General features: G+C 47.6%; 20 protein-coding genes, 2 tRNA genes and 1 riboswitch. Of the genes, 18 read left to right on the top strand and 4 right to left on the bottom strand.

Going from position 1 to position 24,632, the window contains the following annotated elements:
* Positions 1–60: 60 nt before the first annotated feature.
* The 3 genes from A7975_RS01585 to A7975_RS01595 all read left to right on the top strand — a co-directional run bounded on the left by A7975_RS01585 (position 61) and on the right by A7975_RS01595 (position 5,495).
* On the top strand, positions 61–615 hold the full coding sequence (locus A7975_RS01585) for a YfiT family bacillithiol transferase (protein WP_065383954.1): 555 nt from the start codon (positions 61–63) through the stop codon (positions 613–615).
* A 275-nt stretch (positions 616–890) separates the two neighbouring features.
* Complete coding sequence (locus tag A7975_RS01590) at positions 891–3,647, top strand: glycoside hydrolase family 2 protein (protein WP_082197927.1); 2,757 nt, start codon at positions 891–893, stop codon at positions 3,645–3,647.
* Positions 3,648–4,115: 468 nt separating this feature from the next.
* Positions 4,116–5,495: a M48 family metallopeptidase gene (locus tag A7975_RS01595; protein WP_053375454.1), complete on the top strand. Its 1,380-nt coding sequence runs from the start codon at positions 4,116–4,118 to the stop codon at positions 5,493–5,495.
* Between the two features lie 83 nt (positions 5,496–5,578).
* Here A7975_RS01595 and A7975_RS01600 read toward each other — a convergent pair.
* Together A7975_RS01600 and A7975_RS01605 are read right to left on the bottom strand one after the other, a co-directional pair.
* Positions 5,579–5,655: transfer RNA gene (locus A7975_RS01600), tRNA-Pro, on the bottom strand.
* Positions 5,656–5,666: 11 nt separating this feature from the next.
* Positions 5,667–5,742, bottom strand: a tRNA-Thr gene (locus A7975_RS01605).
* Positions 5,743–5,838: 96 nt separating this feature from the next.
* Between A7975_RS01605 and A7975_RS01610 the strand changes: the two genes are divergently transcribed.
* A complete protein-coding gene (locus A7975_RS01610) occupies positions 5,839–6,969 on the top strand; it encodes a glycerate kinase (RefSeq protein ID WP_065383956.1) in 1,131 nt (376 codons plus the stop codon).
* 96 nt (positions 6,970–7,065) lie between these two features.
* On the opposite strand, the gene A7975_RS01615 is transcribed toward A7975_RS01610, so the two are convergent.
* The gene (locus tag A7975_RS01615) at positions 7,066–8,385 is read right to left on the bottom strand and encodes a hemolysin family protein (protein ID WP_065383957.1); all 1,320 of its coding nucleotides are present in this window, start codon (positions 8,383–8,385) and stop codon (positions 7,066–7,068) included.
* A 255-nt stretch (positions 8,386–8,640) separates the two neighbouring features.
* Between A7975_RS01615 and A7975_RS01620 the strand changes: the two genes are divergently transcribed.
* From A7975_RS01620 to thiI, 14 genes are all read left to right on the top strand, one after another.
* Positions 8,641–9,411 (top strand): DUF1836 domain-containing protein, encoded by a 771-nt coding sequence (locus tag A7975_RS01620; RefSeq protein ID WP_053375457.1) that lies wholly within the window; start codon positions 8,641–8,643, stop codon positions 9,409–9,411.
* 76 nt (positions 9,412–9,487) lie between these two features.
* Positions 9,488–9,572, top strand: a riboswitch (cyclic di-GMP riboswitch).
* A 1,211-nt stretch (positions 9,573–10,783) separates the two neighbouring features.
* The gene (locus tag A7975_RS35600; protein WP_483295899.1) at positions 10,784–11,416 is read left to right on the top strand and encodes a methyl-accepting chemotaxis protein; all 633 of its coding nucleotides are present in this window, start codon (positions 10,784–10,786) and stop codon (positions 11,414–11,416) included.
* Between the two features lie 175 nt (positions 11,417–11,591).
* A complete protein-coding gene (locus tag A7975_RS01630; protein ID WP_065383959.1) occupies positions 11,592–13,373 on the top strand; it encodes an HSP90 family protein in 1,782 nt (593 codons plus the stop codon).
* Complete coding sequence (locus A7975_RS01635) at positions 13,370–14,413, top strand: hypothetical protein (RefSeq protein WP_065383960.1); 1,044 nt, start codon at positions 13,370–13,372, stop codon at positions 14,411–14,413. The genes A7975_RS01630 and A7975_RS01635 overlap by 4 nt, the downstream gene beginning before the upstream one ends.
* 81 nt (positions 14,414–14,494) lie before the next feature.
* Entirely contained in the window at positions 14,495–15,406 is a 912-nt protein-coding gene (locus tag A7975_RS01640; protein ID WP_065383961.1) for a prenyltransferase, read from the top strand.
* 29 nt (positions 15,407–15,435) lie between these two features.
* Positions 15,436–16,164 (top strand): DUF6081 family protein, encoded by a 729-nt coding sequence (locus tag A7975_RS01645; protein ID WP_065383962.1) that lies wholly within the window; start codon positions 15,436–15,438, stop codon positions 16,162–16,164.
* Positions 16,165–16,186: 22 nt separating this feature from the next.
* Complete coding sequence (locus A7975_RS01650; RefSeq protein WP_053375462.1) at positions 16,187–17,590, top strand: sensor histidine kinase; 1,404 nt, start codon at positions 16,187–16,189, stop codon at positions 17,588–17,590.
* Positions 17,583–18,281, top strand: a complete 699-nt coding sequence (locus A7975_RS01655) for a response regulator transcription factor (protein ID WP_053375463.1) — start codon at positions 17,583–17,585, stop codon at positions 18,279–18,281. Before A7975_RS01650 ends, A7975_RS01655 begins: the two co-directional genes overlap by 8 nt.
* Before the next feature lie 61 nt (positions 18,282–18,342).
* Positions 18,343–19,053: a YwaF family protein gene (locus A7975_RS01660; protein ID WP_065383963.1), complete on the top strand. Its 711-nt coding sequence runs from the start codon at positions 18,343–18,345 to the stop codon at positions 19,051–19,053.
* Between the two features lie 149 nt (positions 19,054–19,202).
* Positions 19,203–19,805, top strand: coding sequence for a nitroreductase family protein (locus A7975_RS01665; RefSeq protein WP_053375465.1), 603 nt, complete (start codon positions 19,203–19,205; stop codon positions 19,803–19,805).
* Positions 19,806–19,925: 120 nt separating this feature from the next.
* On the top strand, positions 19,926–20,666 hold the full coding sequence (locus A7975_RS01670) for an HAD family hydrolase (protein ID WP_065383964.1): 741 nt from the start codon (positions 19,926–19,928) through the stop codon (positions 20,664–20,666).
* Positions 20,667–20,743: 77 nt separating this feature from the next.
* Positions 20,744–21,418, top strand: coding sequence for a lytic transglycosylase domain-containing protein (locus A7975_RS01675; protein ID WP_053375468.1), 675 nt, complete (start codon positions 20,744–20,746; stop codon positions 21,416–21,418).
* Positions 21,419–21,511: 93 nt separating this feature from the next.
* Entirely contained in the window at positions 21,512–22,660 is a 1,149-nt protein-coding gene (locus A7975_RS01680; RefSeq protein ID WP_065383965.1) for a cysteine desulfurase family protein, read from the top strand.
* A 2-nt stretch (positions 22,661–22,662) separates the two neighbouring features.
* Positions 22,663–23,883, top strand: coding sequence for a tRNA uracil 4-sulfurtransferase ThiI (gene thiI / locus A7975_RS01685; protein ID WP_065383966.1), 1,221 nt, complete (start codon positions 22,663–22,665; stop codon positions 23,881–23,883).
* A gap of 32 nt (positions 23,884–23,915) precedes the next feature.
* On the opposite strand, the gene A7975_RS01690 is transcribed toward thiI, so the two are convergent.
* Entirely contained in the window at positions 23,916–24,611 is a 696-nt protein-coding gene (locus tag A7975_RS01690; protein ID WP_053375471.1) for a TerC family protein, read from the bottom strand.
* Positions 24,612–24,632: the final 21 nt, after the last annotated feature.

The raw sequence follows: 24,632 nt of genomic DNA on the forward strand, positions 1-24,632 counted from the left end.
TTCAGGTATACAGGCAATAAGAAAATCATTATAATTTAGTAAAAATTAGGAGGAGAAAGTATGGAGCTGTGGTCTTATCCGATAGGCAAATTTATTCGGGAGGAGCATGCAACCGAAGAGCAGCGCAGAAGCTGGATTCAGGAGATTGCCCGCTTTCCCGCAAGGCTTCGATTGACGGTGCAAAATCTAAATGAAGAGCAATTGCTAACTCCCTATCGGCCTGGCGGCTGGAATGTGAAGCAGGTCGTCCATCATCTGGCTGATAACGATATGAATGCTTTTATTCGTTTTAAAAGAGCTTTAACAGAAGAGGCTCCGCTCGCAGGTACCTACAACGAAAAACTATGGGCTGAGCTAAACGACTATCATGAAACGCCAATCGACACGTCATTAATACTGATCGATTCGCTTCACCAGCGATTTGTCATTTTGCTCCGGCAACTTACGCCTGATCAATTCCAGCGCAATTTTGTAAGTCCAACGCATGGCAAAATGAATTTAGCTGCCGCAACGCAAATATACGCTTGGCATGGGCGCCATCATGCCGCTCAGATTGATTCATTAATGGAGCGAATGGGCTGGGATAACGGATATCATGCTTTTAAGAATGGATGAGGCAGTGTTTGATTAAGAAAGAGCTTCGCTAAGGCGGGCTCTTTTTTTCTTTTAGTGGAATTGAAGCTTATTGAATGAATGAGGCTTTGTGATTAACCTTAAAGTTATGAAATGAGCTGATTTGAAGGGGTTTTCAAAGTATTTGTTGACAAATAAGTTAATGAAGGCGTATTCTTGTTACGAAATGATTGTTTTTATGATTTATGATTAACTTTTGTGTTAATTTAAAGAAAACAAAATGATTAAATAACATGAAGAGAGGCTGCGTGATAACAATGGCTTTAAATACGGTAAACGATAAGCAGGTCAGCATCCCCCGTTCTGAATATCCACGTCCCGATTGGCAGCGTGCTGATTGGTTGAATTTGAACGGAACTTGGTCCTTTTCGTTTGATCATGAGAATAAGGGACTACAAGCGGATTGGCAAAAGTCGAAGGGGCAGTCCTTGCACTCCGAAATAACGGTGCCGTTCTCGTGGTCAAGCCCACTATCAGGTATCGGAAGCAACGATAAAGGGATTGCCTGGTATCACAAGGAGATCGAATGGGCACCGGCTACAGCAAACGCTAGAGTATTTCTTCGTTTTGGCGCTGTCGATTATAAGTCTGACGTTTGGGTGAACGGGATTTCGATCGGTTCGCATGAAGGCGGTTATGGCAGCTTTGAATTTGACGTAACAGAGGTTTGGTCATTGGAGGCAAGCAACTCGGTCGCGGTTCGAGTCGAAGATTTTGACCATAATTATCAAGCGCGCGGGAAGCAAGGCTATGGCGAAATTCGCGGAATATGGCAGCCGGTATGGCTGGAGGCACGTCCTCAAAGCTATGTTCGCGAAACGAAGTTTCATTCGAAATTAGACGGAACCGTTGAAGCGAGCACAACCGTCATTGCCCATAGTTCCGGAGCAGCGCAGCTATCGTTCTCATTTGCGGAAGGCGCTGTGACTCATCAAATCGAGGCGGAGCTGGTGGAAGGCAGCAATACGGTCAACACCGCTTTCGTTATTTCTGACCCTAAGCTGTGGAGTCCCGAATCTCCTTATTTATATGAAGGGGAGGTCAGCTTGACTAGCGACGGACAGACGGATGCCATCCGCACTTACTTCGGCGTGCGCGAGATCGGAACCGCGATTGTAGGCGATCACAGCTATCGGTGGATCACGTTAAACGGCAAACCCATTTACCTAAATGGTACACTGGATCAATCATTCCATCCAACGGGTTATTTTACTTATCCGACTGACCAAGAGATGCAGGATGAAATTTATCTCATGAAACGGCTGGGCTTAAACTTTGTCCGCATCCATATTAAGCCTGAGGAGCCGCGCAAGCTGTATTGGGCAGATAAGCTAGGCATCCTTGTCATGGAAGATATGCCGTGCTTCTGGGGAGATCCGGATGAGAAGGCAAGAAGCTCATACGAGAGCGAAGCGCGTGAAATCATTGATCGCGATTATAATCATCCATCCATATTCTCTTGGGTGATGTTTAATGAGACATGGGGCTTGAAGACGGAGAGCGAGGCGGCTTCGCTTACGACAGACACTACCCAGCCGAATAATTATTTGACGCAAACGCAGGAATGGGTACGAAGCATGTACCGCTGGGCTAAGCAGGCTGATCCGACCCGCATTGTGGAAGATAACTCGCCATGCAACTACGATCATGTAGAGTCGGATATTAATACTTGGCATTTTTATATCAATGGTTATAACGAGCTTCGCAGCCATGTTACCGACGTGGTGGAGAAAACGTACGCTGGCTCTACCTTTAACTACATTGGCGGCAACACGCAAAGCGATGCGCCACTAATGAACAGCGAGTGCGGCAACGTGTGGGGAATCGAAGGCGGCGCAGGCGACAGTGATCTAGCATGGCATTACCGCTATATGATGAACGAATTCCGTCGCCATGATAAAATGTGCGGCTTCGTATTTACCGAATTCCGCGACGTCATCAATGAATTTAACGGCTATTACCGTTTGGACGGAACGGATAAGCATTTTGGTTACGAATGGTTTGTGCCCGGCATGAGCGTGGCCGATTTGCATTCGCCAGACTTTATCGTCATTGATGCTCCGCCTTGCCAGACGTTGGATGCAGGCTCCTTTGTGAACATAGAACTGCTCCGTTCGAGCTTTGCGGATCGTTATCATGGCCAGTCGCTTCAGCTGGAATGGGAGCTTTGGTACGATAATCTAGGCATCCGAGTCGTTTTGGATTCGGGCAGCGAAGCCATCGAATGGAATGGCTACGGCGTTAGCCCGCTTGCCTCTTTATACTCGCAAATGCCTAAACAGGATGCGGTTGCCGTACTTGCGGTTCGTCTCATAGCACCGGAGGGCACAACGATTACTCGAAACTTTATAACCTTTGATGTTCGCAGCAGCAAAACGAATGGGCATTATGATGTCGATGGCAAAATCGTTAGCGTTCCGGTAGCGAGCTTCTCAGAGAGTGAGTGGCCATACAGCTGGAATGCGCTAGGGGAGCAGAAGGCAAATGGCGGAGAGTCGGGCTACTTTACTTATGATGTTCAGCTTCCGTCCGTATCCGAGCAACCGGTTATCTACGATATCGAGCTGTTTTTCGAAGCAAGCTCGAAGCGTCTGCTGAAACGCAATCTCGGGGAGAGCGTACTGCAAAAGCTGGACATATCCTTCATGCACGGCGCGCTGGCTGACCCTGAGTACAATATGAACACTTACTACATGACAGATACGCAGCGGCATGAATCCAAGCTTGACGTACTTATCGACGGCGAGCTAATCGAGTCGATTCTTCTCACGGATAATCCGGCTGACAGCCGCGGCGTGCTGTCCTGGCATTATCAAGCTGCAGCGAACAAGCTGGAGGAAGCAGGCTCCTATGGCTACCTGTGCAACGTTATTTTGCCAAGCACGGTAACTGCAAAGCTGAACGCCAGCCGCAGCTTTAAGCTTCAACTGGCAGCAGAGCAGGGCGGATTGGCGCTATATGGACGCAATGCAGGACGGTACCCGATCGACATCATCGTTCATATTAAAGGTTAATCGGCTTTTTATCATGTAAAAGGAAGAGACAGCTTCGCGCGAGCTGTCTCTTTCTGTTATGGCCAGCTTTACTGGAGACAACTAACGGAAGATAGAAAATTCGCTAATTTGTTCATGGTTAACATGAAAATAAAGCGGAACTATGATATAAAGGAATGGAAGAAAACGAAAGGGGGGTACATATAGATGGGAGTTCCTGCTGGCGTTTGGATTTTTGCGGGCATTATCGTCGTGTTGCTCACTTGGCTGACGTTATGGATCACAAAAAAGGCTTATTCCAAAAAATGGGATGAATCAGATACATAGTATCCGCTGATGAACGAACGAATGCCTAACATAAACGATACAATAGGCTCCTTGGCAATCAGGCAGAGGAGTCTTTTTGTATGAATAATCAAAATGATTCATTAAATCTGGGAATTCGTGTATAATGTGGTTGATCTTTTTATTAAAAAGGAGTGCAACCGATTGAATCCCTATGATCAGGCTCAGCAGTTAATACATAAGAAAGAGAACCGCTATTATGTTTATGCGCTTATTTTTAGTATCGTCGTTTATTTAGCATTGTTTCTATCGATCATTTTTATTTTTGTTATTCCTATTCTGATCGTGCTCCCGCTTTTCGCACAGGCGATTATGCTCGCAACCATTCGCACGAATGGGGTGCGGATTACGCCGCGGCAATTTCCGGAGGTATTCGAAATTACGCAAGAGCAATGTATAAAGATGGGGTTTGCTACCGTTCCTGACATTTATGTAATGGAATCAAGCGGCGTACTAAATGCCTTCGCCTCGCGTTTCTTCGGAAGGAATATGGTCGTCCTGTATTCAGATCTATTCGAAATTCTTCAAACGGGCGGGGAAAAGGAGCTGGCATTTGTCATTTCGCATGAGCTGGCGCATATCAAACGCAATCATTTAACGAAGCAGCTGCTCATCATTCCCGCATTATGGTTTCCGTTTATAGGTGAAGCCTATTCCCGGGCTTGCGAATATACTTGCGACCGAATGGCGGCTTATTATACCGATGATGCAGAGGCCGCCATGAATGGGTTGACGATTATGGCCATTGGCAAAACCCTTTACAAGAGAGTCGACCGCGAGGAATATTTACAGCAGAGCAGTTATGAAAAAGGTTTTTTTGTGTGGCTTTCCGAGAAGCTTTCGACTCATCCGCCGTTGCCAAAACGAATACATGCCATCCAGCAGCATGCTGGCTTCTCAAGCGATATTGTTTTTAGGTCTTCGCGCTTTGGCGGACTCATCGCTCTAATCGCTGTGCTGGTTGTGGCGGGGGCCGTTACAATCGGGATTACTTTCTCCAAATCGATTGACACCTTTTTTACGAGTACAATTGGGGAGACGCCTTCGGCTGAGGAACTGCTTGGGGCAGCCGCAGATTCGGATCTGAAGCGAGTTCAAGCGTTGCTGGCTGCTGGAATCGATCCAGATACAACAGACGAAGAGGGCTGGACAGCGCTAATGTGGGCCGCCCAGCTTAATGAAACGGAGATCGGTGAAGCATTAATAAACGCGGGCGCTGATCTGAATTTGGTAGAATCGAGCTATGAAGAAACGGCGCTTACGGTTGCCTTGTATAATGGCAGTTTAGAAATGGTTGCGCTGTTGCTTGAAGAGGGGGCTTTTCCTGATTTGCAGGATAGCACAGGGTGGACGCCACTTATGACAGCAGCATCAAGCGGTGACTTGGAAGCTGCAAAGCTATTGCTAAAGGCCGGGGCAAATCCGATGAAGTATGATGAGTCAGGTTATACGGCTGAGGATTATGCGTTAGAAAATGGTTTTGACGATATCGTGCTGCTGCTTCACGAAGGCAATCAAATATAAAAAGCAGCAAAATACAAAAAAAGAAGCTTGATTGCTCAAGCTTCTTTATTCTATGTATAACGTTTCGATATGAGTGTGCTTGATGGTCGGGACGACACGATTTGAACATGCGACCCCCTGGTCCCAAACCAGGTGCTCTACCAAGCTGAGCTACGTCCCGCTAAAAAAAGATGGTGCCGTCGAGAGGACTTGAACCCCCAACCTACTGATTACAAGTCAGTTGCTCTACCAGTTGAGCTACAACGGCACGTCGTATTCGTTAAACACAAGATGTATTATTGCATATAACTTGTACTGATTGCAAGTGTTTTTTTTTAAACTTTTTTTGAGAAGGATGATTAAGATGAAAATTATCGTTGCTCCCGATTCCTTCAAAGGTTCCAGAAGCGCCGTTCAAATCGCTGCTTCGATAGAAGAAGGCATCCGCCATGCATTTCCGGACGCTGAAATCATTAAGCTTCCAATGGCTGATGGCGGCGAAGGCACGATGGAAATTATCGTTCAGGCTACTGGAGGCAGCTTTGTAACCGTGCCTGTTCATGATCCGCTAGGCCGCACCATTCAAGCCAGATATGGCATAACGGGGGATGGGCATACGGCAGTGATCGAGATCGCGGAAGCGTCGGGGCTTGCCTTGCTGCAGCGTGAAGAGAGAGATCCGCGAATAACATCGACATACGGTACTGGCGAGCTGATCCGGCATGCCTTGCTGTCAGGCTATCGACAGTTTATCGTTTGCTTAGGCGGCAGTGCGACCAATGACGGCGGTGCCGGCATGCTGCAAGCGCTTGGGATGAGATTGAGCGACGCGGAAGGGAATGAGCTGCAGCAAGGCGGTATCCACTTATCAAAGCTCGCGGTCATGGATGATTCCGATTTGGATAGCGGCATAAAAGAGAGCAGGTTTATTATAGCAAGCGATGTACGCAACCCCTTATGCGGTGAAAATGGCGCATCCGCTGTTTACGGTCCGCAGAAAGGCGCTAGCCCCGAGGTCGTAAAAGATTTAGATCAAGCATTGGTACATTACGCGGATATCATTCACAAGCAGACGGGTGCTATAGTGGCAAGCTTACCTGGCAGCGGCGCAGCAGGCGGAACAGGAGCCGCCTTGTTAGCTTTTTTTGATGCTTCTATGCAAGCAGGCGCTCGCTTAGTGATGGACAGCATCGCCTTTGATAAGCAAATACGTGATGCCGATTGGATAATTACGGGCGAAGGCCGATTAGACGGGCAGACCGGGTCCGGCAAAGCGATAGAGGCCGTATGTGAGGCAGCAGCCTTGCGGAATATCCCTGTTATTGCGGTATGCGGTTCTATTGAAGCGGATGCGGCATATACAACAAAGCTTGGCTTGCGTGCGTGTTTCTCGCTTGTTCCGGGCCCATGCACCGTTGAAGAAGCGATTGCTAAGGCGGATGAATGGATGCGAGAGAGGATGATCCATATTTTCAGCTTGCTTAGGACCAAATAATCGGCAAGGATGGCTATAACCTTTTACGTACATAAATCATTATAAAAAAGCAGCCCTTGCGCGTAGCAAGGGCTGCTTCTTTTGTTGATTGTTAGGTTAAGCGGTTTCGCCTTCGACTGCGTCTTCGTTTTGATGAATAAGCATTTCGACCTTGCGAATCCGGTTTTTGCTCGTTTCACGAATAATGAATTTATAATTTTCGAAAAAATGCTCCTTGCCCGGCTTCGGATCAGCTACTTGGCTGTAAAGCCAGCCGCCTACCGTATCGACATCCTCTTCCTCGAAGTTCATGCCGGTTAAGTCACTCAACTCGCTAAGCGATACTTTACCGTCAAGCAGGTAGCAGTTGTCTGCAAGCTGTTCGATTTCCTTGCGCTCGTCGGCATCGAATTCATCTCGAATTTCGCCAACGATCTCTTCCAAAATATCTTCGATCGTAATGAGACCGGATGTACCGCCGTATTCATCAACGAGAATGGCGATATGAACGCGTTCCAGCTGCATCCGTTTCAATAACATTTTAACCGGGGTAACCTCAGAGACGCTAAGCACCGGATGAACGAGCCTCTTAAAATCCAGGTCACGGTCTGTTTCATATTCAAGGAAAAGCTGCTTCGTATTGATCATGCCGACGATGTTATCTTTGCTCTCAAGAGCGACCGGGAAACGCGTATATTGTTCCTTGCGAATAATTTCCATGTTATCAGCTAACGATTTGTTTGTGTACAGGCAGATCATATCGGTGCGCGGCACCATAATTTCTTTAGCCAGCAGCTCGTCAAAAGCAAAGATGCGGCTCACATATCCGTATTCTGTATTGTTAATCTTTCCGCTTTGGTAGCTCTCATTAAGAATGATTTGAATTTCTTCTTCCGAATGCGCTTCTTCATGCTCCGTGGCAGGCTTCAAGCCGAACAAGCGAACCAGTCCGTTAGCCGAGCCGTTAAGCAGCCAAATGAAAGGATATAAGATCTTGTGGAACAAAATAATCGGTTTTGCGGTTAAAAAGCTAATGAACTCCGCTTTTTGGATCGCCCATGTTTTTGGAGCGAGCTCGCCGACTACGACGTGCAGGAACGTTACCGAAAGAAATGCGATTAAAAAGGATAGAATATGACTGATGTCATCATTTAAGGCAAAACGTTCAAACAAGGGTAAAAGCATTTTTTCAACTGTTGGTTCTCCCAGCCAGCCAAGCCCGAGCGCTGTGATAGTAATACCTAATTGGCAGGCTGACAAGTAGGCATCCAGATTACTCGTAACCCGTTGAACGGCAAGCGCGTTCTTCCGGCCCTCAAGCACTAACTGATCGATCCGACTGGAGCGAAGTCTAATGATGGCGAACTCCGTTGCGACGAAAAAAGCAGTTAATAAAATAAGAAGAGCAATCATGAATAAATTGAATCCTATACCCATTTTCGTTTCTCACTACCCTTTTATATTTATATTTTTGTTATTCTTATGATCTACTATAACGAATGATTACAGGTTATGACAAACGCCATTTGCAACGGTAACAGCCTTATATGCGCTTCTAGAGCGATTTTACGAGATGGAAAAGCTTATTCTCATTGATTTTCGAGCCTTTACAAGTGTCATTCTCCGGCATATGATGAGTTCATATGAACTTGAAATTCAGAATGTATGACGAAAGCGCGAGGAGGAAGCGATATGGAGTCCTTTACGCTTACTCGAAAAGAGATGGCTTGCTTGCTGCTTGCTTTAGATGGAAAGTATAATCTGAAGCCGCTGCAAGTGCTGCAGGCCGCATGGACGAAGACGCATCAATATGATTTGGAAAAGGGAACGGGGCTGCCCGCATTTCTATCCACGCTGCTGCCGCCGATTATTGAGAAGCTAATTAAAGGCAATGAGCTCAAAGGCTTTTCGCTGCATGAAATTGCTGCTCTCGGCCAGCTGATCGAATATTCGAATCTGTCGATTACCTCCATGCAAAACTGGGTAAAGCGAGATTTCAAACCTTATTTCGACTGCCCGAAGGCGGGCAAAAAATATTCTCTAAACCAAGCAGCGTTATTGTTTATTATTGATGATTTAAAGTCAAATCTTGATTTTGAATCGATACGCAAGCTGTTTGAGATCGTATTTAAGAAGCCTGAGGATCAAAAGGATGACCTAGTTGGACCTATTGAATTATATGCATCCTATACGAGTATGTTTGAGGAATTGGACGCGAACAACGATCAGCTGCTTGATATTTCCGGCCACTTGAAGGAACATCCCCATCAGGATTCATTGACCGAGCATGTTATTCGTTCATCGGCGAACCAATTTGCAAGCAGATTGCCTAATTTAACGGAGAAGCAGCGCGAAGCTGTGCGGAATATATTGCTTGTCGCAGTCATTTCGATACAAACGTCCTATTTTCATTCCCTGTCAAGGCGATATTGCAATGCGACTTTATTTCTAAATCCGGAATAAATTAGTTCAAAAGGGATATACACGTTCACTATAATGTCCTATAATTGTTATGTTATAGGTATAACAACAACAGATAAACTGAAAAAGGCAAACTTGTCGAAAGGCAAGGACGCAAAGTTATGGGCCTAAGGTGCTATCACTAAGGCTGCCAGACCGCCGGAAGGATAATAGCTATTAAAGCTGTCCGCCTCCTGGGGCTGGATAGCTTTTTTTTGTTTTTTTCAGAAAACAGAGGAGAGAGAAACAAATGATTTTCAAGAAATGGCTGGAGAGAGCCGGGAAATTAACAAAGAGGTTGAACACAAAAAAGATCACAAGCAGGCTGTTGATCATTTCCGCAATCATTACCGTTTTTAATTTAGGATCAGGCATTTTCATTTATGTGCAAAATCTTTCAGTTGGCAGCTCGGTTAAGGATGCGGAGCAATTGTCAAAGGTGGAGCGCAATTATCAAAACATTTCGAACAAATTGCTGAACGGGATGCTGCTTTTGGTCGATGTCATTGAAAACGGCGACAGCGATTTGGAGGCTATAATGAAGGATCTGCAATCGTTGCCTCCGAAAATTGATGATTTAGAGAAACAGCTTATCGAAATGGATAAAAAATACCCGCCAAAAACGGATAACGGCGCGAAATATGCCAATCAAGTCGGCGTCATTCGCCTTGCGTATGACAACTTGATGAAAACGAATACCGATGTTTCCGGACTGTCTGCGGAAGAGAGATCGCTTCGGATCGGCAGCTTGATTAGCGTCTATACGGTAATCTTAAGCTTCTCCAACGACATCATGAATGAGAGGCTGACGGCCGATACCGGAACGACCCAAAACAACTTAAATAGCGACGTATCAAGCGCAAACATAATCGTGCTGGTCAACGTTATTTTGCTTGCAGTGCTTCCCGCGATTATGATCTTCGGCGTTACGCAATCGATCAAAACGGGACTGCTTGGCATTACGAGACGCATTCGCGCCTATGCAAGCAATGATTTTACGAGTCATGAAAAGCTGGTGCGGACGGATGAATTCGGACAAATCGATGAGGCTCTGGCCGAAATGGGCGACAATCTGCGCGAAACGATTAAAGCGACGCTGCAGGTGAGTGAATCTGTCCTTCTTGTATCGCGCAATATGGATACGATGATCGGAAGCAACCGTCAGGCATCTGAAGATGTGAAGGGCCAGGTCGATCTCGGCAGAGAAGTATTGCTATCGCAATATGATGACGCATCCTCTATTTCGGCTGTAACAGAGGAAATCTCGGCAAGCTCCCAGCAAATTGCGGCATCAAGCGAGTACATAAATAACGATATGCGCCAAATGAAAATATCCTCTCAGGACGGTTCGAAGCAAATGGCGGGAGTTGTCGTCATGGTGAATGAGACGGTTGATCAATTCTCGAAGCTGACGGAAGCTTTTGAGACGATGAATGACCGCTATAACAATGTATCTAAGTTTTTGAATGGCATTCAGGACTTGAACACGCAAACTAACCTGCTTTCACTTAATGCCTCCATCGAATCCGCAAGAGCGGGCGAGCACGGAAGAGGTTTTGCAGTTGTCGCGGAGGAAATTCGAAAGCTGTCCAGCCAGACGGATTCTATCTCCAAACAAATTACGAAGGAATTAACGCTCATCCAAAGCGATGTGGCGCTCAGCAGCAAAACGATCGGCAGCTTCTCTAATGTCATCCATTCGACGCGCCAAGCGTCTGAAACGGCGAGCGGCACATTCCAAACGCTGGAGTCCCAGAGCAGCGTGCTGTCGGATCAAATGAGCGAAATCTCGACTGCGATCAACGAGATTACGGCGGGCATCGCTCACATTGTAACGGCGGTTGATAAGCTGCTGACTACATCCTCGGACGTAAATGGGAAAATGGAGCATATGAGCGAGCTCTCCGTTAAGCAAAATGACATTTCCGATGAATTGCGCACGCTTGCTGAGAAGCTGACTCATTCTTCTCAGGATTTGAAAGAAAAAGCATCTGTATTTACAGTATAATTAAGGATTTATTGTTCCATTTGACCGTTCAGCCTTGTGCTGGGCGGTTTTTTTATGTCATTTCAAGCTCTTGGATAAATCACCAATTTGTGACGTAAAAGAGGGATAACCTAGTGAAATGCCGAATTGAATGGTGGAATTAAACAAATAAAATAGAACCTCTATGGGGGATACGATGAGCAATTTGAATTTTCAAGTTAATTTACAAGGCATGATCGAACTTCTTTCCAAACATTTATATTCGAATCCCGGCGTATTCGTAAGGGAATTGCTGCAAAATGGCGTTGACGCCATAACGGCGCGCAATCGGCTTGGCCATCGATTTGACGCCCGCGTTACGATAGAGCTGTATGCTTCACGCACGATTGCGGTTCATGATAATGGAATTGGCTTAACTGAATCGGAAATCCATCGTTTTTTAGCCCAAATCGGAAGCACCTCGAAGCGTGAGGAGCTGGATGCAGCGGATGATTACATCGGACAGTTTGGCGTAGGATTGCTTTCCTGCTTCGTTGTCAGCGGAGAGATTGTTGTCATTACCCGCTCTGCGCTTGAAGGGGATACTCTGGAGTGGAGAGGGCGGCCAGACGGAACCTACTCCATTCGCAAGCTTGAGAAGGATGCGCCGATCGGAACGACTGTATTTTTAACGAGTAAGGAAGGTTATGAGGATTACTACGAATGGGATCGATTATCGGAGCTGATGACACATTACGGTGAGTTTCTGCCTGTTCCGATAGAATTATCCGAGCAGGACGCCAACATAACGATTAATAAAGATACCCCTCCTTGGTTGATGAATAAACAAGAAGCGCTTGAATTTGGCGAGTATGAAATGAATCAGAACTTTGTGGACGCTATCCCGTTAAAATCGGTCATTGGCGAGCTTGAGGGCGTTGCCTATATTCTGCCTTATGCCGTTAGCCTGCAAGCGGAGAAGAAGAATAAAGTTTATGCGAAGCGAATGCTGCTCTCGGACCAAATCAATAGTTTGCTGCCGGATTGGGCTTTTTTTGTTACCTGCATCATCAATACCAATGGGCTAAGGCCAACGGCGTCCCGTGAAGCTTTTATGGAAAATGAGCTATTTTATACGGTAAAGGATGAGCTGGGCGAATGCATTAAGCGGTATTTGATCGAGCTATCTGAGACTAATTCGGACGTGTTCGAAAAAATGGTCCGGATCCACTATAACTCACTTAAAGCGATGGCGGCCGAGGACGAAGAGCTTTACCGACTGTTTATTGGTTCCTTATCCTTCGAGACGTCGTTTGGCATGATGAAGATGAGAGACATTTTGGCGCAAACCCGACAGATCATCGTCTCCTCTACACTTGATGAGTTCAGGCAAGTCGCGAGGGTAGCTAAAGCGCAAGAGGTGATGGTTATTAATGGCGGCTATGTGCATGATTTTGAACTGGTGCGCAAGCTTTCCGAGCTTGATGAGAACATCGAGGCAGCCGTGCTCGACCCGATCAATTTCTCTAATTATTTTCAAGATGTTTCTGCTGGAGAGCTGGAAGTCGTTCGCTCTTTTTTGGAGCTGTCGGACCGACTGCTGGCCCCGTATCAATGCAGAAGCGTAGTAAAACGCTTTGAGCCTGCTGACTTAGCGGCGCTGTACAACACGAATGATGAAGTGAATTTTTTGCGCATGGCTGAGCAGACGAGGGAAGCGGCGAATGATTTATTTGCAGACATTGTTGATGTCGTCATTCATGAAATGCATGAGCTTCCAATGGCCAGACTTTGTTATAACTTCAACAACCCGCTTATTTATAAGGCGATGACTAGTCAAAATGAAGACATGCAGAAGTTATGCATTGAGACCGTGTACACACAAGCCTTGCTCCTTGGCAATTATCCACTAGGTCCGGAGGAGCTGAAGCTTATGAACCAGTCGTTCCTGCAAGTGCTTGAGATTGGACTTAGTCAGGCAGGTGAGAGCAGGTCATGAAGCAGCGATATGATCAATTGCGAAGCGATGCTTGGAGTTTGCCTGAAGGGAAGCAGAAGCTTGCGGTGCTGGAGGAAGCCATTCGAATTGCTGATCTGTATATGTCCACAGAGGATGCCTACCATGCCCGCATGTCCTATTCATCGTCTGCGCTTGACTCCGGGTTTCAAGAAAGATTTCTCGTGTCGTTTGCATGGTGCCTGACGCAGTTTGAGAAGGAGCCGTCCACGTATTACAGCTTCTCAATCATTTGGCATTATAAATGGTTTGTTAATCAGATATGGCGTTTTCCGCAATTTGGTGCAGCCCAAATCCAAGCCGTTATTGATGATTTCAAGGCAAAATGCCTACAATACGGTCACAGCTTGCGTCCCTATTATCAAACCCTTCATCGATATGCGTTATCCCGTGGCGATATGGAAGCTGCCCAACTGAATTATGACCTATGGCGTAAAACGGCAAGGGATGGCATGTCAGATTGCAGCGCTTGTGAACAGAACGGCTTTGGTTATTATCACTTCACAGCTGGCAGATATCGACGCGGGTTGCAAGCGATGAGACCCATAATGGATGGCCGAATGACTTGCAAATCAATTCCGCAAAATACGTACAGCCATCTTCTGCTCCCATTGCTTGAGACCGGGCAAGCTGAAGAGGCGATGAAGATAGCGAAAAAAGGTGCGCGATTGCTGAAGGGACCAGGCTATTTAGAAGAATACGGCAACTTTCTCGCTTACTATGCGGCTACGGACATCCATAAAGCGGCAAAGTGGTTCGAGCAAACATTCGCTTATGCCGTGGAAACTAAAGTAGGATGGGATCGTTTCTTATATATGAGCTCGGCGCAAGCTTTTCTAATGAAATGGCATGGACAAAAACGTCGCAGAAAGCTGAACGTGGGCAGCAAGATTACTTATGAAATGATCGAGCAAGATGCTAAGTCATTAGCGCATGCTTTTGATAGGAGAAACGAAAATAATTATTGCACGGAGCTGCTAAAACAGAGAATGAAGCAAGTCCAAAAGTTGAGCAACAGTTAACCCATCGGTTGACGGAAAGCAAATGGAAGTGGTTCAATTGAACTAACGATTTTAAGTCATCAGAGAGGCAGTGGCACATTTATGTTCAAGCAATTTATGAAAGCCGCAAGGGTAAGGGTCATTCCGGTCATGCTTATTCCGGTGGCGCTTGGCGCTCTTGGGGCTTATGTTTGGGATGGCATTTTCAATCCATTATTATTTGTCATTACGCTAATTGGCGCGGGAACGGCCCATTTGTTCTCCAATATGATTAATGATCTGTGGGATTATTACAATGGTACGGATACAGCCGCTCAATCGACAGAAGGGGCGATTGCGACAAACTCCGGTTATTTGACCAAAGGGACTTGGAGCATTCGTACCTTTGCCGCCGTTACATGGGGGTTGTTCGGCATTGCGGCGATCTGTGGCGTTATTCTCAGCTTGCTAAGCGGATGGCCCGTGCTCGTATTTGGCGTACTTGGGGCGTTGATCGCTTATTTCTACGTAGCGCCTCCGATCCAGTTCGGCTATCGCGGCAAGGGGTACAGCGAGGTGGCTATCCTCCTTTCCTTTGGCGTGCTGCCAGTGGTTGGCGCCTATTTTGTGCAAACGTCGCATCTTGATTACAGGGCCTTGCTCTTGTCGCTTCCGATTGGGCTTCTTACGACGCTCATTTTGTTCAATCATCATTTCTTGCACTGGCAGGCTGACAGGCAGGCCGGCAAGCGGACTTTAGTCGTCGTATGGGGCGAGCGGCGTGCACTGTTATTTTCAAGGGTGCTGCTTGCGCTTGCCTATTTCTCGCTTGTGGTGAGCGTAATGGCGGATGCTCTTCCTATCTATGCCCTTCTTGCTCTGCCTACGGCGATCCCGCTCTATCTCGTTTACGGAAGGCTCTCTTCCCATAACGAATCACCTGCCTACTTGCCGCTGATGGGAGCTTCCTTGCAAGCAACCGTTCGCTGCGGCGCTATTTTAATCGCTTCTTTAATAATCCAAGGTCTCATATAACATTAACAACCAAGAGAGAGGTCATGACGATGGACAAGCAAGTGATATTAGGTGATTTTCATACGATATTAAATGAAGGGGAAGTATGGAAAATCGGCGGTTTCCCGCTGCAAGACGGCTCCTTCTGGCAATACCGCGAGCCGAATGCAGTCGTTATCGTCCGCAACGGAATGCTGTATGTTCGCGCTCCGCTCAGCCGCTCGAACGATCAAATTCAAATTCTCGATAATGCCAAACATATGTATTATTCAGCCGAGCCCGTTGCCGTTCCAGAGGCAGGCGAAATCAGCTTCGAGCTGCAAATACGCGCACGTTCCCAAAATACGGCGCCGAACGATTTGTATGACGGCTTTGTATCATTAAACCTTCTTGATTTCTCTACAGGCGGAGCTTTGGATTTCTTCGCGGGGAATGACAAATACGCAAGCGTATACGCCGTGCTGCCTTTTCCAGGGGTGAAGGTGCCGGAGACGGACAAAACCCGTTATTTTTGCGTGTTTAAGGAAGATACGGATTTTGAGGCGAGAGAATTTAATACGTATAAGATTACGTATAATCACGCTGGGGACGAAGTTGTTTTTTATGTGAATGGCCGCGAGGTGCGCAGAGAGCATAATGTGCCGGTTAAATTCAATCAATTTACGGTTGCCCTCGGCATTATGACGGAGAAGGATTTGTCGCCGGAGGGCAGCGTGTCGGTGCACGGCCAGACGGTCATTGCCGAGTGGTCTCCCATTACGATCGAAATAAAAGAGTAAGCTGTTGTGAAGGAGCTGCGATATGTTATTCGTTCTTGTTGCGTTGTGGGCTATTGCGGCCATTATTTGGCTGTCAGATCGGCAAGCATCCATTAATCATTGGTTAGGCGCCGTAGCATTTAGCGGAGGGGCGGGGGCGCTTGCTGCTGTCCTTGATCTGCAATGGCTTCCTGCTGCAGCGGACGCGGGAATGAATGAGGTAGCGCAGCAGCTCCTCTACCGTTTGCAAGCGGTCTCTTCATTAGCCTCCTATTACGGTTTGCCTTATTCCTTCGCGCTGTTTGCTGTTGCTTACCGTCCGGTTCGAATGACGAAGCGGCTGCAGCAGCTGTTGCCATTGTTGCTGCTCATACCGATCCTATTATGTATAGTGTTCACGCCTTTCTATACAGAATTGTACCCGATCTCCTTCAAAATAGTAGTCTGGTGGGCGGTGCCCTATATTCTCTATGGCGCGGTGCAAATACTTCTCAAGCGGCAGCTGCACGCGTCCTTCTCGCGCACGCATTGGATCATTTGCTCGGCGGTTCTGCCTCCGGTTATGTTCTGCATGGTTATGAATTACGTGCTGCCAAGCTTCGGGATGCTGCGCATGTGGGTTTATAATACGTGGATTGTTGGTTTAGGGGTAACGGTATTCGTCATTGGGCTGTTCACATACGGCTTTATGGGTGTGCGGGTTAATATCGACCGGAGGAGATATGACTCTACGCTTCGAGCGGTCACGTCGGGAACGGCCATTCTCAATCATGCGATTAAGAATGATGCCGGCAAAATGCGGCTGTTCTCGGAGAAGATGAAAGCGTACGCCTTAGAAACAAATCAGCAGGAGCTGCTTGCCGATATTGAAACGGTGCTTCATGCCTCCCGCCATATGCAGGAGATGCTGCAGCGCGTTCATCGTCGGACGGAGGATTTAGTGCTGCGCGTCGAGACAACGGATTTGGCAGTGTTAGTCGAGCAAACGATAAAGGGGTATGAGCCTGCCCTAGGCAATATTAAGCTGCATACTTCGCTAAGCGAGGGCTGGAGCTGCCGCGTCGATCCGGCTCAGGTAGGCGAGGCGCTTGGCAATGTCGTTTCAAATGCTTTAGAGGCAATGAAGAACAAGGGAGAGCTGTATATCCAGCTCAGCGAGACGAAGCGAGAGCTCGTTATTGAAGTGCGTGATACCGGTCCCGGCATGGTCAAAAGCGAAATGGCTAAGGTGCTCGAACCGTTCTATACGACAAAAAGCGGAAGCGACACCAATTTTGGCCTTGGCCTTCCCTATGCCTATCATGTGATGCGCAAGCATAAGGGAATGCTTGATATGCGAAGTAAACCAGGTGTAGGCACATCCATCTATATGACGTTTCCTAAACGAAGCGTTCAAGCGGCAAAGACAGTAGTAATGGAAGCGGAAAGGAGTGAAGCCCATGGATAATATTCGGGTTTGGATCGTTGAGGATGATCCCGACTGGCTTCGCGGCCTCGTGGCCTATTTGAACAAGGAGCCTGATATCGAAGTAGTCTGGACGTCGAGCAAAGCAGAGGACGTAAGGCAGGCGCTGCTTGCCGGCAAGCAGCAGCCGACGCCAGCGGACGTTGTGCTAATGGACATTATGCTGGATGGCCGTCCGGAAGGCGTTCTGCTCGCCGAGGAGGCTGCCGCAGCCACAGGCTCGCGTGTCATTATGCTTACCTCTATGGAAGAGAAGGAGCTCATCTTCCGTTCGTTTCAGGCAGGAGCAATCGATTATCAAATCAAGTCCGATTTTGAAAATTTGCCTGAAGCCGTAAGGTCGGCTTTCCGGAGCCAGTCGCCGATCAACGCTGCTGTGGCGGAGCGGATGCGTGAGGAATTTCGCAGGCTAAAGCTGCTCGAGCGCGAGTTCGAGGTTAAGAAGCTGGGCGATCTCATCACGCCGTCGGAGCTACAATTGCTTGATTTGATCGATCAAGGCTATACGCAGCCGCAGATTGCCGACAAGCTTGTCGTTTCGATCCGCACAGTCAAAAACCACGTTAATCATATTTTAAAAAAGCTGAATTTAACCGGTTCGCGAGAGGCGGCTAATAAAGCGAAAGAAATGGGCTTATTTCATAAGAAAAATGACGAGGATAGTACCATATAAAGTTGGTACTATTTTTTTTATGTCATTTTTTTCAAAATGAAGGGGAAGGGAGGGGTTAAGGATGGCGTTTGAAATGTTTTCGATTGCCCACTTTGCCGGTTTGGCCGCAGCTGTGATCCTATTTGCAGGCATTATCGTTTTTCGCAAACAGATGAGGGAGCCGGGCGTGAATCGAACCGTGCGTTATGGGCTGGCGAGCTTGTTGATCGTCTGCGAAGCTTCCCTACAGCTATCCTACTTGCTTGAGCATCAATGGGATGTAGGCTCTTTGCCCTTTCAGCTATGCAGCCTAATGGTTTTGGTCAGCGCGGTGTTGCTGTTGACGAATAGAAAAAAGCTGAATGACATCGTTTTTTTTCTAGGGAGCATGGGCGCGCTTCAGGCACTGTTAACCCCAAACTTAGATGAAGCCTTTCCTCACTTCCGTTATTTTCATTTTTTTATCGCGCATATTGCAATCGTTGGCGCTGCATTGTTTATACTTGCTGTGGAGCGATACCGGCCGACTTTTCGATCCGTAATGCGTGCAATCATTTGGCTGCATGTGCTTGCCATACCTGCGGCCATTACGAATACGATCTCAGGCACTACTAACTTTATGTTTTTGGCGCAAAAGCCAGGTACCGCATCTTTGCTTGATTTGCTGGCGCCATGGCCATGGTATTTGCTGCAGCTGGAGGCCATTGTTTTTGCCTTATGCATGCTGTTATATGCGGTCATATGGCTTCTGGACCGTTGGTTGAAAAGAGAGGGACAGACAGCCCGGTCATAATTACTTTTCGCGATGGGGATAATGAACGGGTCTGGCTTGACAACCTATACGATATATAATAAAGTTACTAAAGTTAAGTAATTAATTATAGCTTTCGATTCGTGCAGCTAATTTTTATGACACATGACATTTGAGAGGCAGGAGAAACAATGACATCAGAAGCATTTTTGGACGCAGTCAAATCAAGACGCACTTTTTACGGTATTAGCAAAGAGGCAGTTATCTCTGACGACAAAATTGTAGAAATCGTGCAAGAGGCGGTTAAGCATACGCCATCCTCCTTCAATTCACAAAGCGCGCGAGTAGTTGTATTGCTCGGCGACAATCATGATAAGCTTTGGGATATTGCAACGAACACGCTTCGCGCTATCGTTCCGGCAGATCAATTCGAGGCGACTGAGCAAAAAATGGGTTCTTTCAAAAGCGGATACGGAACGGTTTTATTTTTTGAAGATAAAAACGTGGTTGACGGCCTAATGGCAAGCTTCCCTTCTTACGCGCAAAACTTCCCGATCTGGTCGCAGCAATCCTCGGGTATGCATCAGCTGGTTGTGTGGACTGCGCTTGAGAAAGAAGGCTTTGGAGCTTCGCTGCAGCACTACAATCCACTAATTGATACAGAAGTGAAGACAACTTGGTCTTTGCCTGATTCATGGCAGCTTGTTGCTCAAATGCCTTTCGGCAAACCAACGGCAGCACCTGGCGAGAAAGCTTTCCAACCGATCGACGAGCGCGTAAAAGTATTTAAATAAGCTTGAATGACAGATGGCGATCCTATGGGTCGCCATTTTTTTATATGAGGTGGTTAAATGCTGGCGCTGGAATTATAATTTACATACGAAACTATGGCGAGTGGAGATAGGGGAGAGCAATTGATAAAAGCAGTATATTTTGACTTGGACGACACCTTGTACGACCAGCTCCAACCGTTTCAGCTGGCGGTGCAAAGCACGGATTTGATCCACCATATCAACGAACAATTGCCTATAGAAGATCTATATAGGCGCATAAGGCGACATAGCGATCTTCTGTGGGAAAAACATATAAGCGGGCAAATGACGCTGGAGCAGCTCCGGATAGAGCGGACGGTTGCGGCGTTTAATGAGCTCAGCATAAAAGTAAAGGATGAAGCTGCTTTGCAGCTGCAGCGGAATTACGAGCTGGAGCAAACGCGCCTAACGCTCAGAGACGGCGCTGCTGCTTTGTTTGAGCAATTGAGAGATGGCGGCATGGATATCGGCTTAATTACGAACGGTCCCACCAAGCATCAAATGAACAAAATAAAAGCGCTGGAGCTTTTAAACTGGGTAGACGAGAAGGCTGTCTATATTTCGGATGGAATCGGCATGGCGAAGCCTGACCCCGACGTCTTTCATCATGTTCAGCAGCGCGCAGCCTATCTGCCAGAGCAAATGGTGTATGTCGGAGATGCATGGCATAACGATATTGCGCCTTCCTCGCAAGCGGGTTGGTCTCCTATATGGCTGAATCCAAGAAGGCAGCAGCCAAATGCTTCGGACAGCAACGTGAAATATATGGAATGTCGTGCCCTAAACGAAGTCATGCCGCTGGTCATGGCGTTAAATAATAGGGATACTGGCTGTTTGCTCTAAAAACATGTACAATAAAAACCGATATACTTAGAGTAAATACGACTACATACTTGAAATCGTACAGCTAGGAGGAAATCATGAGTATTGACCCTCGGATTATAAAAACGTTACTGCAGCTTCAGCTTTCTCCGAGCCTGGATTTGCAAGCCGCATCAAACCCCTTGCAAGCAACGACCGGCGACGGCTCTGGTTCCTTATTTGATACGTTATTAAATCAATATATGTCAGACATCTCATCTGAAAATGGCGCGTCAGCTCCGATTCTTCCGGCAGATGCGCTTGCACAGCTTTCTTCGCTGAACGGCCTGCCGAACGTTTCTTACATCGGTTCTGGGGATACTAACCGCACGCCAAGCGAATATGACGAGCTGATCCAGCTAGCCTCCGCCAAGTACGGCGTAGATGCTGCCTTGATCCAAGCGGTCATCCAGACCGAGTCCGGCTTTCGTCCGGATGCAGAGTCCGGTGCAGGCGCAAAGGGCCTTATGCAGCTAATGGACGGTACCGCAAGAGGGCTTGGCGTCACCAATTCATTTGATCCCGCGCAGAACATTGAGGGCGGGACTAAATATTTGTCGATGCTCTTAAAAAAATATAACGGGAACGAGCAGGTTGCCCTGGCAGCTTATAACGCCGGTCCTGGACGTGTGGACCGGACAGGCATTCGAACGAATGAGCAGCTCATACAAAATCTTGAAGCGCTGCCGGAAGAGACGCAGCGATATGTTGCAAAAGTGATTCAAGCTAAGTAAAACGGCAGTATTAAGATCACGATTTTGTTTTCTGCCACGCAGGCGGAAGCAATCGATGATCTTTTTCTTTTTTGGAAAGGAGATCATTCCGCGATGTTATATTTTGATCACTGTGCTTCAACGCCGCCTTATGATGATGTCGTGCAGACGATGATGGAGGTTATGAAGTCGCAATATGCGAATCCTTCATCCCTTCACCGTGCCGGCACCGATGCTGATAAATTAATCGAACGCTCAAGGGCGCTCCTCGCGGAGCGTCTGCAAACGAAAAGAGGCAAATGGATATTTACATCAGGCGGGACCGAATCCAACAATTTAGCGATAAAGGGCGCCGCTCGCCAGTATGCGGGCCGTGGCAAACATCTTATTACGACCCAGATTGAGCATGCTTCCGTGTACGAATCGTTCGCCCAGCTAGAGCAAGAGGGCTTTCGCGTCACTTATTTGCCTGTAAGCGAGTCAGGCCATGTACGATTAGAGCAAGTAGAAGAGGCTCTTACGGAGGAGACCATCCTGGTCAGCGTCATGCACATCAACAATGAAATCGGATCGATGCAGCCAATAGAAGCCATCGGACGTCTGCTCAAGCGCTATCCGAAAACCTTGTTCCACGTCGACGCGGTGCAAAGCATCGGTAAGCAGCCAATTCTTATCGAGGATTGGGGAATCGATCTGCTCAGCGGATCAGCTCATAAGCTTAGGGGACCAAAAGGGGTAGGTTTTCTTTATGTCAGCGACGGCATAACGCTGCAACCGATGCTTTCGGGAGGCTCGCAGGAGTATGGCAGCCGCCCCGGCACGCAAAATGTGCCAGGCATCGTTGCATCCGCTAAGGCGCTGCGCATGTCGCTTGAGTCGATGGAGCAACGGGAGAAGCGAATGAAGCTGCTTAAGCAAAAGCTCATTCGGCTTATAGGCGAACTGCCGGAGCTTAAGCTTAATGGCGGAGAGCCGACCGCTTCGCATATCGTCCATTTTTCTTATCCCGGCATGAAGCCCGAGGTTATCATTCATATGCTGGAGCAGCATGATATAATGGCTTCAACCAAATCTGCTTGCTCCTCTAAGGACGACAAGCCTAGCCGCGTGCTGCTGGCAATAGGAGCAAGCCGCGAGCAGGCAACAGGAGGAGTGCGGATAAGCTTTGGGGATGAACATGAGGAGCGGGATATCGATGCCTTAGGCAAGGCGCTGCGCGCCGTTGTCTTGCAATTGAAGCCGCTTGAGAGGAGATTGACTTAAACTTGCTTTATGATCAAATTGTGCTCCGTTACGGAGATTTAATGGTAAAGGGAAGAAACCGCAATAAATTCGAGAAGCGAATGCTTGATCAAGTGAAGCAAGCTTTGCTCCCTTATGAGCATATTACTTATTTCAAATCTTTTGGACGGCTGTTTGTCAAATTGAACGGACATCCCTATGGGCCTGTTGCGGATCGCTTGAAGGATTTGTTTGGCATCGTTTCATTAAGTCCGGTCATGAGCACGGAGCTTGACCTTGAGAAAATAAGAGCAGCGGCGCTTGCCCTTATGCAGTCATTGCCGGAGCAGCCGGCTACGTTTAAAGTAAGCGCCAAGCGAGCTTGGAAGCCATTCCCGCATAACTCGCAGGAAATGAATCATTTGGTTGGGGGCTACGTGCTGCAAGCGATGCCGGGTCTTAAAGTAAATGTAAGCAAGCCTGAGGTTGAACTGCGGGTGGATATCCAAGAGGAAGCGACTTACGTATTCTACGATGTTATACCGGGCGCAGGCGGATTTCCGTTCGCATCGAACGGCAAAGCGATGCTGCTGCTCTCTGGCGGCATAGACAGCCCCGTAGCAGGCTGGCTTGCGCTGCGCAAAGGGCTTGAGGTGGAAGCCGTCCATTTCCACAGCTACCCATTCACAAGCGAGCAGGCAAAGGATAAGGTGATCGAGCTTGCAAAACGTTTGTCGTATTTTAGCGGGGAGCCGATCAAGCTTCATCTGGTTCCCTTTACTGAGATTCAAACGACTTTGGTGCAAGCAAAAAGCGACAACCTGATCATTACGTTAATGCGAAGAGCGATGCTGCGCATTACGGAGCAGCTAGCGGAGCGCAATGGGGCAAACGGCATCGTTACGGGAGAAAGCTTAGGACAGGTGGCGAGCCAAACACTCCCAAGCATGAACGCGATCGGCCGGGCAACAGAACTGCCGCAGCTCAAACCGTTAATTATGATGGACAAGCATGAGATCATTCGGCTCGCGGAGAGAATCGGTACGTACGGGACGTCGATTTTGCCCTATGAGGATTGCTGTACGTTATTTTTGCCAAAATCGCCAAGCACGAATCCAAACCTTAGAATTGTTGAGAAGCTCGAGGCATTAATTCCGAATTATTCGCAATTGCTTAAGGATGCAGTAGAAGGCACCGAGCAGCTGCTCCTATCGCCTGAATTACAAACGACGGTGCAAACGGCGGGCGAGGATAGTTGGTTTTAGCGTTATACAACGAAAAAAAAGCAGGAATCCCGTTAATGGGATTCGCTGCTTTTTTGTTGAGCTTGTTTTTTCTTGCTCTTATTGGTTAATAAACCAGCGACAATCGTAATGATAATGACAAGAATTACGAATGCCCAGAAGATTAGCTGGTTTTCGAAAAATGCTTTGAACGCTTTTTCATGCGTTATCATCTTGGCAGCCGTATAAGCGAGTACCGCGGAACCGAGATATACGATCCATTCAAACCGATTGATCAGCTTAATGAAGATCGTGCTTCCCCATACAACGACGGGTACGCTAATTATTAGTCCTAGAACGACGAGCAGCGTATCGCCATGTGCTGCGCCCGCAACCGCGATGACGTTATCGATTCCCATTGCTGCGTCGGCAATAATGATTGTCCGTATCGATTGCCAAAGCGTGTTGCCTGATTTGATGCCATCATGAGCATCTTCCTGCACGAGAAGCTTGTAAGCGATCCATACTAAGAGGAGGCCTCCTACAAGATTTAACCAAGGAACGTTCAGGAGCTGAACGACGAGCAGGGTGGCGATGATCCGAATGCCGACTGCACCTGCAGTTCCCCAAATAACGGCTTTCTTTTGCTGTTCCTTCGGCAGGTTTCGTGCTGCTAGCCCTATAACGATGGCGTTGTCTCCGGCCAAAATAAGGTCGATGAAAACGATGGTCAGCAGGGCGGAGAAAAACTCGACTGAAAATAGTTCCATAAGTAATCTCCCTCCTTCCAA

Origin of the sequence: Bacillus sp. FJAT-26390, assembly GCF_001682865.1 — a bacterium.
In the GTDB taxonomy this organism is placed as follows: domain Bacteria; phylum Bacillota; class Bacilli; order Paenibacillales; family Paenibacillaceae; genus Pristimantibacillus.